The organism is Clostridium frigoris, from assembly GCF_018861865.1.
GTDB lineage: Bacteria > Bacillota > Clostridia > Clostridiales > Clostridiaceae > Clostridium_AD > Clostridium_AD frigoris.
Map to the genome: position 1 here is coordinate 1 of NZ_JAHLDV010000024.1, position 14,996 is coordinate 14,996.

13 protein-coding genes and 1 riboswitch are annotated in these 14,996 nt (G+C 30.0%); of the genes, 10 read left to right on the top strand and 3 right to left on the bottom strand.

Translation table 11 applies throughout. From position 1 onward, the window contains the following. Positions 1-184 precede the first annotated feature (184 nt). Positions 185-841: a superoxide dismutase gene (locus KPL37_RS11220; RefSeq protein WP_216149356.1), complete on the bottom strand. Its 657-nt coding sequence runs from the start codon at positions 839-841 to the stop codon at positions 185-187. A gap of 150 nt (positions 842-991) precedes the next feature. Here KPL37_RS11220 and cwlD point away from each other — a divergent pair, with 150 nt between their 5' ends. From cwlD to KPL37_RS11240, 4 genes are all read left to right on the top strand, one after another. Continuing rightward, the gene (gene cwlD, locus KPL37_RS11225; protein ID WP_216149358.1) at positions 992-1,708 is read left to right on the top strand and encodes an N-acetylmuramoyl-L-alanine amidase CwlD; all 717 of its coding nucleotides are present in this window, start codon (positions 992-994) and stop codon (positions 1,706-1,708) included. Positions 1,709-2,290: 582 nt separating this feature from the next. After that, the gene (locus KPL37_RS11230; protein WP_216149360.1) at positions 2,291-3,541 is read left to right on the top strand and encodes a tetratricopeptide repeat protein; all 1,251 of its coding nucleotides are present in this window, start codon (positions 2,291-2,293) and stop codon (positions 3,539-3,541) included. 235 nt (positions 3,542-3,776) lie between these two features. Beyond that, positions 3,777-4,094, top strand: a complete 318-nt coding sequence (gene trxA / locus KPL37_RS11235; RefSeq protein ID WP_216149362.1) for a thioredoxin — start codon at positions 3,777-3,779, stop codon at positions 4,092-4,094. A gap of 227 nt (positions 4,095-4,321) precedes the next feature. Further along, the gene (locus tag KPL37_RS11240) at positions 4,322-5,191 is read left to right on the top strand and encodes an NAD(P)/FAD-dependent oxidoreductase (RefSeq protein WP_216149364.1); all 870 of its coding nucleotides are present in this window, start codon (positions 4,322-4,324) and stop codon (positions 5,189-5,191) included. 107 nt (positions 5,192-5,298) lie between these two features. On the opposite strand, the gene KPL37_RS11245 is transcribed toward KPL37_RS11240, so the two are convergent. Together KPL37_RS11245 and KPL37_RS11250 are read right to left on the bottom strand one after the other, a co-directional pair. Then, the gene (locus KPL37_RS11245; RefSeq protein ID WP_216149366.1) at positions 5,299-5,856 is read right to left on the bottom strand and encodes a cell wall hydrolase; all 558 of its coding nucleotides are present in this window, start codon (positions 5,854-5,856) and stop codon (positions 5,299-5,301) included. 1 nt (position 5,857) lies between these two features. Beyond that, positions 5,858-5,980: riboswitch (cyclic di-AMP (ydaO/yuaA leader) on the bottom strand. A 74-nt stretch (positions 5,981-6,054) separates the two neighbouring features. Continuing rightward, complete coding sequence (locus KPL37_RS11250; RefSeq protein WP_216149368.1) at positions 6,055-7,080, bottom strand: hypothetical protein; 1,026 nt, start codon at positions 7,078-7,080, stop codon at positions 6,055-6,057. Positions 7,081-7,311: 231 nt separating this feature from the next. Here KPL37_RS11250 and cdaA point away from each other — a divergent pair, with 231 nt between their 5' ends. The 6 genes from cdaA (at position 7,312) to glmM (ending at position 14,901) form a co-directional block, all read left to right on the top strand. Beyond that, positions 7,312-8,157 (top strand): diadenylate cyclase CdaA, encoded by an 846-nt coding sequence (gene cdaA, locus KPL37_RS11255; protein WP_216149370.1) that lies wholly within the window; start codon positions 7,312-7,314, stop codon positions 8,155-8,157. Next, positions 8,130-9,422 carry a CdaR family protein gene (locus KPL37_RS11260; protein WP_216149372.1) on the top strand — a complete coding sequence of 431 codons (1,293 nt, stop codon included), beginning with the start codon at positions 8,130-8,132 and terminating at the stop codon, positions 9,420-9,422. Before cdaA ends, KPL37_RS11260 begins: the two co-directional genes overlap by 28 nt. Continuing rightward, positions 9,406-11,001: an NAD(P)/FAD-dependent oxidoreductase gene (locus KPL37_RS11265; protein ID WP_216149374.1), complete on the top strand. Its 1,596-nt coding sequence runs from the start codon at positions 9,406-9,408 to the stop codon at positions 10,999-11,001. The genes KPL37_RS11260 and KPL37_RS11265 overlap by 17 nt, the downstream gene beginning before the upstream one ends. Before the next feature lie 161 nt (positions 11,002-11,162). Further along, a complete protein-coding gene (gene ptb / locus KPL37_RS11270; RefSeq protein ID WP_216149376.1) occupies positions 11,163-12,071 on the top strand; it encodes a phosphate butyryltransferase in 909 nt (302 codons plus the stop codon). Between the two features lie 89 nt (positions 12,072-12,160). Further along, entirely contained in the window at positions 12,161-13,231 is a 1,071-nt protein-coding gene (gene buk, locus KPL37_RS11275) for a butyrate kinase (protein WP_216149378.1), read from the top strand. Positions 13,232-13,551: 320 nt separating this feature from the next. After that, positions 13,552-14,901 (top strand): phosphoglucosamine mutase, encoded by a 1,350-nt coding sequence (gene glmM / locus KPL37_RS11280; protein WP_216149380.1) that lies wholly within the window; start codon positions 13,552-13,554, stop codon positions 14,899-14,901. The last annotated feature ends 95 nt before the right edge of the window (positions 14,902-14,996 follow it).

Sequence of the window (14,996 nt, forward strand, 5' to 3'; positions counted from 1 at the left end):
GAAACATATTTATTAAAACATTAATTTCTATTGAACCGCCGTGTACCGAACGGTACGCACGGTGGTGTGAGAGGTCGCTAAATAAACTAATTATTTAGCTCCTACTCGATTTTGTTAAAAATACATAAAAAATATAAAGCAAAAGTATAACTAAAAAATAATTAGTATATATTTGGATATTTTTTTAGTAAGGATAATGATAATATCTGCTTCTGTTAATAGTCTTAGATGCCATATCCATAGACTTAAGGGGAGAAATGTATTTCTCGAACCTTTCATTTAAAATATTCCAATTTATATTATCAATAAATGTGGAAATATATTTTTTTCTATTTATTCCAAAATCCATAAAGTATGCATGCTCGTAAATATCCATTATTAGTATCGGACAAGAAAGCCATACTGAGCCATTATCATGTGAATCGCTTCCTATTATGTGTAAACTGTTATCAAGTAGATCAAGGGTAAGTACAGCCCAACCTCTCATTGATAAGCCGACATTTGTAAGGTAAGATATAAAATTATCATAGGTAAAAAACTGATTTATTATAGCATTAAATATTGGACCATAAGGGATATTATTACCTCCAGTAATGTTTTCAAAATAAAGGTTATGGAGTTTTATGCCGTTCAAGGAGTATGTTTCACCAAGTTTTAAAGAACGCATTTTAGAATAAGTGGGGTTGCTATCGGTATAATCATCAGGTGTGTATGGAGTATTCCAAATTTCATTTAATTTGCTTACATAACCTGTATACAATTTGTAATGTTCATCTAGTTGTTTTTTAGAAATCCCTTGTACTGATTCAAAATTAAATATTTTAGGTTTTAAATTATACATTAAATCACCTCTAAAAATAAAATAATATATTATATAATATGCAATAAAACTCGCGTGGTGTATTTATTATTTTTAGAATATTTAAATAATAATAAATCATTGATAAGTTGAATAAAATTACACATAGCAATAAATAAAAGGATGGGTGAATTGAAGTACAGAAATAATAAGCTGATAGCTATTGTCATGGTAATTGCTATAGGAATAGTAAGTCTTATAGGTATAAATTTAGGCATTGCAAAGGAGACTATGAATTCTAATCAAGCGGGTAATAAAAAAATACTTATTGACTCTGGGCATGGTGGAATGGATGGTGGAGCTAGTTCGAAGAACGGGACTGTAGAAAAAAACATTAATTTAATTATAGCAACAAAACTTAAAGTTAGTTTGCAAAAGGCAGGATATGAGGTATTTATGACAAGAGAAGATGATACAGGGCTTTATTCAAATAAGGGTACTATAAGACAGAAGTATCGTGAAGATTTAAGAAGGCGGTGTGATTTAAAAGAATCTAGCAGTTGTGATATGTTTGTTAGTATTCATTTGAATTACTTTACCGAGAGTAAATATTATGGAGCACAAGTATGGTACTCAAATTATAAAGATAGTTCTATACTAGCGAGTGCAATACAGAGAAACTTTAAGATGGATTTAGATCCTAATAATAAAAGAGTACCTAAAGCGGCTAAAAGTTCTTATAAAATATTAAGGGAGAATGATACTATGCCTAGTGTCATAGTGGAATGTGGATTTTTATCAAATTATGAGGAAGAACAAAAATTAAAATCTGATGAGTATCAAGGAAAAATTGTAGGATCTATAAGTAAATCAATAGGGGAGTTTTATAAAAGTAATTTGCAGGAGTGAATAATTATAATGAGGCACGTTTAGATTGATATTAAATGAAAACTAAAAAATATGTATTTTTAGTTTTCGTTTTTTAGAATATTATTAGGTATGAATTAATTATTAATGGCTTTAATGAATCAGGATTTGAAGTTTCATCATATGAATATTTTGTTATGGTAATTTGATATAACAAATATGAGTAATAATTACATATATAAATATTGAAAGAATTAATACAAGAATAGCACTTAAAAGATATATATAAAGAGAAAATTTTTGTTTGATCATGTGCGCCTCCTAGTATCTATATATAATATTTTAATAATATTAGTGTTGAATTATAACCAAAAAGTTGAAAAATTATTGGTAATAAAATTAAAATTTATTTAGATAATAAGATGTAATTGCAACAAATAGTAGAAGTACTAATAAAATAATTATTGTTGCAGATTCATCCTCATGGTATCATAATAATTAATTAAAGAAATAAATGTGGCTAAAATAACGAAGACTATAAAAGATTATGAATAGATGCTAAAGACTATCTTTCCTATGATATAATTGGAGTAATTATAAATATATAGAATAAAAGGTGAATACATGGATAAATCAGGGAAAATATATGTAAAAGCAATGAATAAGTACAATGATGGATATATAGACAAGGCATTAGATCTTTGTGAAAAAAGTATTTCTTTAAAAAGTACGAATGCTGCTGCATTGAATTTAAAAGGTATTTTATATTATCTAAAAGGTGATTTAGAGAATGCTAAGAAAATGTGGGACATAAATTATAAAAGAAATAATGATAAAGTATCAAAAAAGTACCTAACCGATAGTATCAGGGATAAGAAAAGATTACAATTGTATGTAAGTGCGTTGGAGCTAATAAAGCAATTAAATATATGTGAGGCTTTAAAGATTTTAGAGCGGTGCCAAGACAGTGACTTTAATTTTATAAATGTGAATAACAATATAAGTCTTTGTTATATAAAGCAAGGTGAATATGATAAAGCGATACAATATATAAATAAGGTTATAAAAGTAGATAAAAAGAATGCTCAAGCAATTATTAATAAAAAAACATTAATAAAATATGGAAGCCTAAAGAGAACAATAAATTTTAAGGAAATTGCTGCAGTTACTGTTAGCACATTTTTAATTATAATAGTGATTTTCATAGGTTATAAAAATATTTATAATATAAAACATATTTCAATACTAGGTGCTCAAAAATTACAAAATGATAAGTTAGTAGAAAACAATAAGAGTACTAAGGTGGATAAAACAGGCGCAAGTGCAGGCAAAGCAGTAGTAAACAAAGCACAAGAAATTAATGGATTTCCACGTGAACAATTTAAGGTAAGTATAAAGGAAAATAATATGGAGCAAATAATTACATATGTGAATAGATGGAAAAATACTGATTTAGAGATGAATGATAAGTTACTTATGGTAAAAGGTGAAGAAATTATTAAAAGCAAGGGAGTACTTTATTTTTATGATAAAGGTGTAAGTAGTATACGTGATAAAGAATACAATAAGGCTCAAAAGTGTTTTTTATACGCATTACCATATTCGCAAGGGAATTATTTACAAGAACATATTATTTATATGTTAGCAGTAAGTTATAAATCGAGTTCTGACTTTCAAAATGCTGTTAAATACTATGAGCTTATTATAAAACAATTTCCCAGGGGAAGTTATACCGAGGAAGTCTTATATAATTTAATTTTAATAAATAAAGATATAGATTCAAATAAAGCAAAGATTTATGCAGAAAAACTAGTGAAACAATTTCCAAATTCGTTATATAAGAACTCGATAGTAAAGAAAATATTAGGTACATAAAATAAATAATATAGCAAAGGTGTAATAGACATTTTAAAGTTTTTATTTGGGTATACTAATTACAAAAGGTGTAGCAGAAATTCTTAAATTATGTTACACATTAAAATAGCAATATAGAAAAAGTCGGTATGTTGTATTATTGACTAGTAATATTATTGACTAGTAATATTATAAGGTATACAATAATAGCAATATATACATACCCTTATGGGGTATAATAAACGGAGGTAATAATATGATTAAAGAAGTTAATGATATAAATTTTAATGAAGAAATAGCGAATTCAGATAATATAGTTGTAGTTGATTTTTGGGCACCTTGGTGTGGACCTTGTAAAATGTTAAGTCCAGTAATTGAAGAGTTAGCAAATGAAATGGGTAAGAACGTTAAATTTGCGAAAATAAATGTGGATGAAAGTCCTATAATAGCATCGACATATAAAATTTCAAGTATTCCAACAGTTATGGTATTTAATAAGGATTCTGTTAAAGAGACTTTAGTAGGATTTAGACCTAAAGCAGAGCTTAAGAAAGTAATAGAGAAAAATTTATAAAATTTTAAGTAACATTAAAGTTATAAAAGCACTTACAAAATGAATGAAAAAATAAAATAACATAAGAGTTAATAAAATGTTTTGGAGATAGATTATTTGAATTTTTATAATTTAAATAGATATCTCCATTTTTAAAGTGATATAACATTTCGTAAATTTAAAATAAACCATTATAAATAAAAATGTTAATTTTTGTTCATACAATAAGAATATGAGGAGGAAAAATTATGAATGCAAGGTACGATATAGCTATAATTGGAACAGGACCAGCAGGATTAGAGGCAGCAATTAATGCTAAAATCAGAAATAAAAATATAATAATTTTTGGAAGTGAGGATTTAAGTTCGAAAATATCAAAAGCGGCAAAGGTAAATAATTTTTTAGGACTATATAACATTACAGGTATCCAACTTAAAAATAGTTTTGCAGAACATATTGCGGCAATGGGTATAGGCATTGTAAATGAGAAAATAAACAATGTTTATGCTATGGGAGATTATTTTGCTCTGATGGTAAATGAAAAGAGCTATGAGGCTAAAGCCATAATCTTAGCTACAGGGATAGAATATACTAAGCCATTAATAGGAGAAGAAGAATTTTTAGGCAAGGGAGTAGGCTATTGTGCTACATGTGATGCTCCGTTATATAAGGGGAAAACAGTTGTTATAGTTGGCTATAATAAAAAAAGCGTAGAGGAAACTAATTATGTAAGTGAGTTAAGCGAGAAAACATATTTTATTCCTATGTATAAAGGTGAATATAATTTAAATCAAAATGTAGAAATTGTAAATCACAAGCCTTTAAAAATAGTTGGTAATGATGTAGTTACTAAGATAATATTAGATCAAGGTGAAATAGTGACAGATGGTGTTTTCATGTTAAGAGACAGCGTATCACCGAGTCAGTTAGTGCCAGGTATTGAGATAGAGAATGGGCATATAAAAGTCAATAGAGATATGAAAACAAATATAGAAGGCTGTTATGCAGCAGGAGATTGTACAGGTACACCATATCAGTATATGAAATCTGCAGGGGAAGGGCTAGTAGCAGCATTATCTGCGGTTTCTTATGTGGATAAGTTGCATGATAATAAATAGAACCATAAATCCATTTTTAATTATTTTAATTTATCTAATATAATTAATAAAACCAGGTAGTTAACGAAAGTTAACTGTCTGGTTTTAAGTTTAGAGACAATACTTTTTTATTTAACTACAAAGAAAACATGATTTCCTATTGTCTTTATATTAGTTTTGTTGATACTTTTCATCCATCCTGAAGTAGCTATTTCAGGATTATAATAGAAAACAGCATTATAAGTGGGATCGTTACCCTTCAATGCAGCGAGTACTGCGTTGTAACAGGCTGAATTAGGGATAACATTTGATTTGCCATTGTGAATTACCTTTCCATTTTTAACACATGAGAAAGCGTTCTTTTGATTAATAACACCAGAAATAGACTTTGGGAAATGACCATCGCTAGCACGATTTAATATAACAGATGCTACTGCAAGTTTGCCGTTATCAGACTCACCACAACTCTCAGCATATACAACTTGAGACATTAAATAAATATCATTATTGGTAATATAAATTGAATTATTAGACTGATTAAATACTGCTACTGCCTCTACTTGCTCATTATATAAATCTTTACTCTCTGATCCAAATGAATACAAATGTTCACCACTTACGTTTAAACTAGGAAATACTAAAAACAATATTAGCACCATACATGATAAAAAAGTAAGTTTTTTCATATTTTTCTCTCCTTTTGCCTACGGAGTTAGCTGACGGGTTCGGGAAAGGTTTAACCTACACAATAGTGATTCACCCCAGATGCTTGGTTCCTCCGCGTATTTTTTACTTCGGCTAATATAGTGTGACCTAGAGTTTGAAAATAATACATTAATATTTTACTATATATCATAAAGTAGTGTAAATAGTATAATATACACTTATTTATTCTTTAGCTTAGCACAAGTTTTAATATAATTAGCATATGAAATTTCTATGTCATTAAATAGTGTATCGGATGAAGTATATAAAGCATTCAATACTTTTGGAGTCATCGATGTATTTGAAGTTTTAGAATGTTCACTTGTCATTGCAAGTTTGAAATCACTTAAGTAACTTTCATATTTATCTAATACAATTTTAAAGGATTCATAAGTGGGAATTGCAGACGTAGGCACTGTTATAATTTCAAAGGTACTTTGAAGATTATTTAGTTTTGAGAAATTATCATCAACTAGTTTTGAGAGAGTATCATAGGATATCTCTTTTTTTCTCACTTTTATTACATTTGAGTAAAGATTAGTTTTAGTATTTAAGAAATCGGTGGATAGGCCATCAATATCACTAATAAATTCCTGATTTTGACGTGACTTAATATCAGTTTCCTTTTTTATCATTACAGCGGTATCACTGAAATCAAGCACATTATCAATGAAAGTTAAAGATATTTTTGGTAGTGATATTGAAGTATTATGAATATCTATTAATGAATAAAAATTTATGCAGTCATTTCTAAAAGTTTTAAGATTATCCATAGATGTTTCTACATCATTTCCAGAAGGATTATTTAAAATTGCTAAAGTTTGCCTATATATTAATAAATTTTTATCTAGGCCAGACTTTAAATTATCGCTATCTTTTTTGTATTTACTAGTAGGTTCTGAATTTAATAAATTATCTCTATAAATGGATAGATTGTTAATAATTTTAGGCAATTGTTTTTTTGCATAGTCAATATCTATTGTTTGATTGCTATTAAATTGTGATACATTTTTATTAGCATCATTGATACCATTAATGTTGGTTATTAATGTAGTTTTATAGGAATTATATACCTTAGTTATAGATGAATAGTAACTAATTAAGAAAACACCTGTGGAGAGCATAACAATCGATAAAAAAAGTATTAATTTAAAGTTTTTTCTTTCATTGCCATTATATATATTATTTTTATTCGCACCCAACATAATTCACTCCCTCATTAATTTTATTATATTCGTATATTAATATGATACATATATTATTCTAGTTAAATTACAGAATTATACCATTTTAAATTAAAAGTAACATATGTTTAATAGAATGATTTTTAGCATAAGCTTAATTGTTATAATAAAAATAACTTATAATATATACTAATAAACCAAAGCATAGTGTATAATTGGAAGTAGGAGTTTTAGTAGAGGGGTGTGAGCTTTATGGAAGTATATAAGTTGATTATGAATACAATCAAGAATATAAGTATATCTTCAATTCTAGATATACTAGTGGTAGCTTTTATATTTTACAAAAGTTATATGCTAATGAGAGAAACAAGAGCTATACAGTTATTAAAAGGAATTATTTTTATTTTTGTACTTATTCCAATAAGTCAGTTACTTAATTTAACAGTCTTAAACTGGATATTAAACAAAACAATAACAATAGGTGTTTTGACAATTGTTATAATCTTTCAACCAGAGATAAGAAGAGCCTTAGAGCATATTGGAAGAACGGCTTTTGCTGATAAGCACATATTTGAAGATGAAGAGGTAATGGAGAAGGTTATAATTGAAATTGTTAATGCTGTTGAGATATTATCAAAAAGTAAAACAGGAGCATTAATAGTAATAGAACAAAGAACAGGAATTGGAGAAATAATTAAAACTGGAAATACTTTAGATGCTGTAATATCTGCTGCTTTGTTAGAGAATATATTTGTAGTTAACACCCCCCTTCATGATGGAGCTACGGTAATTAGAAATGATAGAATAATTGCTGCAGGATGTTTTTTGCCTTTAACAAATAATGACAAAATAAGCAAAAAACTAGGAACAAGACATAGAGCGGCCATTGGGATAACAGAAACATCAGATGCTCTAACAATAATAGTATCAGAAGAAACAGGAGTTATATCTCTTGCAATGAATGGGAGATTAATGAGAAACTATGACAAGGATAAACTTAAAAATGTACTTGTTCAAATAATAAAGAGAAGACAAACTAAAAAAGTAACATTAAAGGAGAGAGTAAAGGCATGGATAAAGAACGGAAAGAACAATTAATAATTAAAATTTGCTGCGTAATAGCTGCCTTTGCGTTATGGCTTTTCATAACAGGAACAGAAAACCCATTGACTGCTTATAAAATTAGAAATATTCCTGTGAAGATTTTAAATACAGAGGTATTAACTAAGTCGAATCTTGTTTTAGCTCCAGGACAAGATTTAACAACATCACTAAACATTAAAGGAGCTAATACTAGTTTACTCCTAAATAAGAAAGCGTCAGATTTCACAGTTGTGGCGGACTTAGGCCCGTATGCACTTAAAAGTGGGGAATATAAGATACCTATTGAAATAAAAAAAAGTCCAGATAATATAAATGTGGTAAATAGTGATAGTCTTTTTATAACAATACAGCTAGATGAACTTACTAAGAAGAAGTTGCCTATAAATGTAAACATAAGCGGAAAACCTAAAGAGGGTTATTACGCATCAACTCCAGCATTATCTTCGGATTATGCTACGGTATCAGGAGCTTCAAAGTTAATAAATACAGTTAAAAAAATAGTGATAAACGAAAATATACAAGGCTTGGAAGCGGATATATCAAGAAAATATAAGCTTAAAGCGGTAGATGAATCGGGAAAAGAAATAAAAAATGTAGTTGTAAGTCCAGCGTATATTAATGTTAAGATTCCTGTTAAAAAGACAAAATCTGTAGGGATTACTGTGAAAACCACAGGAAGTTTAGATTCTAAGTATACACTAGAAAGTATAAAAGCTGTACCTGAGGCGTTGGATATAACAGGAAGCTTAACTGAACTTAATAATCTGAAATATTTAAATACAGAAGCAGTTGATTTAAGTAAAATAAATAAGAGCACAACAATAAATACAAAGATTATAGTACCAAATGGTTTAAATTTGGCTGGTGGTAGTAATGTGGTTAAGGTCCAAGTTAATTTGAATAATCAAAATGTGGCAAATGGTGCAGATAAGGCAGAAAAGGTAGATAAGACAGTCCAAAAGGATTTAAGCTTAGATATCAAGGCCAATAATTTGAATGCAAACTATGAAGCGACGTTAGATAACAATAAGACATCATTATCGGTTTCCGGAGTAGAATCAGTTATTAATTATTTAGATTTAAATAAGGTTTCGGCACAAGTGGATTTAGCAGGTTTAACAGAGGGTAAGAACAGTGTAAAGGTAATTGTGTCTGTGCCAAAAGGGGTAACCTTGATATCGCATAACCCAGATAAAGTAGGGGTAACTATTACGAAAAAACAAACGGAGGTACCAACAACTAATGATAAGAGTAAATAATATAACTTTGAATATAGATGAACCAATAGATGATTTAAAGACAAAAGTTGCAAAGATAATGAGAGTTTCGGGTACCGAAATAAAAGAGTTTAGAATAGCTAAAGAATCTATAGACGCTAGGAAAAAAAACAATATTAAGTTTAATTATGCAGTTGATATTACAATGGATAACGAAATGAAGGTAGTATCGAGAGCGAATAATAAAGATGTTAAACTTGAAGAAGACAGATATAAGGCTGAATTTGAATTTGGAACTAAAAAAATGAATCATAGACCAGTAATAGTAGGAATGGGACCAGCAGGTATGTTTGCAGGTATTCTTATGGCACAAAAAGGATACAATCCTTTAATTATCGAAAGAGGAGAAAAGGTAGAAAATAGAACAAAAACAATAAATAAATTTTGGACAAGAGCAGTATTAAATACAGAATCTAATGTGCAATTTGGCGAAGGTGGAGCAGGAACTTTTTCAGATGGAAAGCTAACCACAAGAATAAAGGACACTCGATGTGATTACATATTAGAAGAATTTGTAAAGGCTGGTGCGCCAGAAGAAATAGTATATACTGGAAAGCCTCATATAGGTACAGATGTATTAAAAGATGTTGTGAAAAATATTCGTGAGACTATTATTAATTTAGGTGGAGAAGTAAAATTTAATAGTAAACTTGAAGATATTAGGATTAAAGATGGAAAATTGCAGAGTATAATAGTAAATGGAGAAGAAATACCTTGTGATAATTTAATTTTAGCACCAGGTCATAGTTCTAGGGATACTTATGAGATGTTATACAAAAATGGTGTATCTATGTCTAGTAAACCGTTTGCAGTAGGGGTTCGAATAGAGCATCCACAAGATATGATTAATGAGAACCAATATGGGAAATATGCGTGTCACCCCAGACTAAAAGCTGCAGATTACAAGCTTACTTATAAAAGCAACAAGTTGGATAGAGCAGTATACAGTTTTTGTATGTGTCCAGGAGGGGAAGTAGTGTCCGCAGCATCGGAAAAAGGAAAACTTGTAATAAATGGTATGAGCGAGTATAGTAGAGATAAAAAAAATTCAAACTCGGCAATAGTGGTATCTGTAGGACCTAAGGACTTCGCCTCAGATAATCCGCTTGTTGGTATTGAGTTTCAAAGGTATTATGAGGAACTAGCTTATAAGATAGGGGGAGAGAACTATAATGCACCAGTGCAATTAGTTGGTGATTTCCTTAAAGGCAATGTTAGTGATAAAATAGGCAGTATAAAACCAAGTTATACACCAGGCTATAAATTTGCCAATCTTACTAACTGTTTACCTAGCTATGTAACAGATGCAATAAAAGAAGCTTTACCTAAGTTTGAACATAAAATAAATGGTTTTGCAAGAAATGATGCAATACTTACAGGTATAGAAACAAGAACATCAGCACCAGTAAGAATTGATAGAAATGAACAATTTCAAAGTATATCTTTAGAAGGGCTATATCCAGCAGGAGAAGGAGCTGGATATGCAGGTGGGATAATTTCTGCAGCAGTTGATGGACTTAAAATTGCCGAAAGTGTAATGAAAAGTTGGAAGGCTATATAATAATTTTTATAAACTATTGATTTTTCTTTATAAAGTTTGTTAAAATGGTACAGAAGATAAAAAACATAAAACAGAAAACAGAATGATAAATATATATCAGGTAAGGATCAAAATTAATACAAAAGTATAAACAAAATATAAAATTTAAGGAGTGTAATTGAATGAGTAAAACTTTTGATAAAATTTTAGACACAGCAAAAGCACAAGGAATGAAAACTGTAGTAGTAGCTGTAGCACAGGATGAACCAGTGCTTGAGGCAGTGCGTGATGCTAAGAAAAATGGTATAGCAAATGCAATATTAGTAGGAGATAAAGAAAAAATATTGTTTATTGCTAAAAACATAGGTATGGATGTTAGTGAATTTGAAATTATAGACGAAAAAAGTGTTTCTAAAGCATCATTAACTGCAGTTCAGATTGTATCTTCAGGAAAAGCGGATATGCTTATGAAAGGGTTAGTAGATACGGCCACATTCTTAAGAGCTGTTTTAAATAAAGAAGTGGGGTTAAGAACCGGCAAACAAATGTCCCATGTAGCAGTATTTGAAATACCAGGTTATGATAGGTTAATATTTATAACAGATGTTGCATTTAATATGTATCCAGAATTAAAAGAAAAAATCGCTATAATAAAAAACTCAGTAGCAGTAGCAAGAGCTTGTGGTGTAGAGCTTCCTAAAGTTGCAGTAGTTTGTGCAGTAGAGGTAGTAAATCCAGGAATGCCTGCAACACTTGATGCAGCAATGCTTTCAAAAATGGGAGATAGAGGTCAAATAAAGGACTGTATTATTGATGGACCTTTAGCATTAGATATAGCAATATCAGAAGGGGCTACAAAACATAAAAAGATACAAAGTCCAGTAGCAGGGAAAGCAGATATTCTTTTGATGCCTAATATTGAGGCAGGAAACATTATGTACAAAACTTTGACTTATGGTACTCCTTCTAAGAACGGTGGATTACTAGTAGGTACTTCTGCTCCAGTTATATTAACTTCTAGAGCTGATTCTCCAGAGACAAAATTACATTCTATAGCTCTTGCGGCATTAGTTGCAGAATATAACAAATAAAAGTACTGATTATTTAGAAATTAGAAAACATATTAGTATATATATTTGAAATTTATTTAGTGAACTGTATAGCATAAAGGAGGAACAATATGTCATATAAATTATTAATCATCAATCCAGGTTCAACTTCTACTAAAATAGGTGTATATGAGGATGAAAAGGAGATATTAGAAGAAACCTTAAGACATTCATCAAAAGAAATAGATGCCTTTAATAGTATATTTGAACAGTTAGAATTTAGAAAAAGCGTTATATTAAACGTTCTTAAGGAAAAGAATTTTGATATTAATACGTTAGATGCTATTGTAGGTAGAGGCGGTTTCTTAAAATCGATTGAAGGTGGTACTTATGCAGTAAATGAAGCTATGCTTCGTGATTTGAAAATTGGAGTTCAAGGTCAACATGCTGCGAACTTAGGTGGAATAATTGCAAATGAAATAGGGGAATCATTAAATATACCATCATTTATTGTAGATCCAGTAGTAGTAGATGAAATGAAAGATGTTGCTAGATTATCAGGAATACCAGATATAGATAGAAAAAGTATTTTCCATGCATTAAATCAAAAAGCAGTAGCTAAAAGGTATGCAAAAGAAAATGGTAAGAAATATGAAGAAGTTAATTTAATAGTTGCACATATGGGTGGAGGAGTTACGGTAGGAGCTCATCAGAATGGAAAAGTTATAGATGTTAATAACGGACTTGATGGAGATGGCCCATTTTCACCAGAAAGATCTGGAGGATTACCATCAGGTGATTTGGCTAAATTGTGCTTTAGCGGAAAATACACTTTAGCTGAAATACAAAAAAAGATAAACGGAAAAGGTGGCTTTGTCGCTTATCTTAATACCAATGATGTACGTGATGCACTTAAAATGTCACAAGCTGGTGACAAAAAGGCTAAATTAATAATTCAAGCTATGGGATATCAAGTAGCTAAGGAAATCGGAAGTTGCGCAGCTGTTTTATCAGGAAAAGTTGATGCTATAATTTTAACTGGTGGAATTGCTTACGGAGAAGCTGTATGTAATTATATAACTTCAAGAGTTAAATTTATAGCTGATGTGGTTATTTACCCAGGTGAAGATGAATTATTAGCACTAGCACAAGGCGGTATAGGAGTTTTAAGTGGTAAAGAGCAGGCAAAAGTTTATAAATAAATAATAAACATGTATATGAATAACATGACAAAAGTATGTATTACTAAAGGCTGTTTAAAACAGGTTAAGTAATATGTACTTTTTTTATTAACATATTGTAAGAGGATAGGATGTTTTTACAAATATCTGGTATTGTAGTATAATGCAAATTATGATATACATATTATAAAGTGTTTTTGTTGAATTATGAAATTAAATTAATATTTATAAAAGAATGACAAAGTTGGGCTTTGGGAATAAAATACTAACATATTGATTAGTGTTTTTGTTTAAGATGCCCTATAGTAAACCTATAGAATATTTGGAAAGAGGTAGAAAATATGAGTAGAATGTTTGGAACAGATGGAGTAAGAGGTATAGCAAATACAGAATTAACAGGAGAGGTTGCATATAAGTTAGGAAGAGCAGGAGCTTTTGTTCTAACAGACGGAGCACACAAACCTAAAATTATAGTTGGAATGGACACAAGGGTTTCAGGAGACATGTTAGAATCTGCCTTAGTTGCAGGAATTTTATCAGTAGGAGCAGAGGCTATATGCCTTGGAGTGGTACCAACGCCAGCAGTAGCGTATTTAACAAGAAAATATGGAGCAGATGCAGGAATTGTTATTTCGGCTTCTCACAACCCGGTAGAATATAATGGAATAAAGTTCTTTGATAAAAATGGATTCAAATTATCTGATGAATTAGAGGATACAATACAAGCAGTTATAGAAAGTGATTTTAAAGAAGTGCCATCACCAATAGCGGGAGATTTAGGCAAGAAAACAGTTAATGATAATGCAGTGGTGGATTATATGGAATTTGCTAAGTCTACTATCTCAGGGGATTTAAAAGGACTTAAAATAGCATTAGATTGTGCAAATGGTGCTTCATACATCACATCAGTAAAGGCTATTAGATCACTTGGAGCAGAGGTTTTAGTTATTAACAATGATCCAGATGGCATAAATATAAACAAAGACTGTGGATCAACTCATCCTGAGCACTTAATGGCATTTGTTAAAGAAAATCATTGTGATTTGGGATTAGCTTTTGATGGCGATGCAGATAGATGTTTGGCAGTTGATCAAAAGGGAAATCTTATAAATGGAGATTTTATTATTGCTATTTGTGCAAAACATCTAAAAAGTATTGGGAAATTAACTAAAGATACAGTAGTAGTAACAGTTATGAGTAATTTAGGGCTTGATATTGCAATGAAGCAGGAAAACATAGCTACAGTTAAAACAAAAGTAGGAGATAGGTACGTTCTTGAGTTAATGCAGCAGGAAGGTTATAGCCTTGGTGGAGAGCAATCAGGACATGTGATTTTCCTCGATTTTAATACTACAGGAGATGGACTTGTATCAGGTCTTCAACTAGCAACTGTAATTAAAGAAACAGGGAAACCATTATCAGAACTTGCATCAATGATGGTAGAACTTCCACAAGTGTTAGTTAATGCAACAGTACCTAATGATAAAAAAAACATTCATGAAACTGATAGTGAAATAATAGAAGAAATAAAGAAAATGGAAGAAAAATTAGATGGTTGTGGTAGAGTACTTATAAGGCCATCAGGCACAGAGCCATTAGTAAGAGTAATGCTCGAGGGCAAAGTTCAAAGTGAATTAGATAAAATGGCACATTCTCTTGCAAAGCTTATTGAACAAAAAGCGAACGTTTAGAATTAATTAAAATTTAGTGAATTTGTTATCAAAAGTATTGACGTTTAGACCATAGAACGAATATAATAGACTGAAAGCTTATGCAAAAGGTTCAT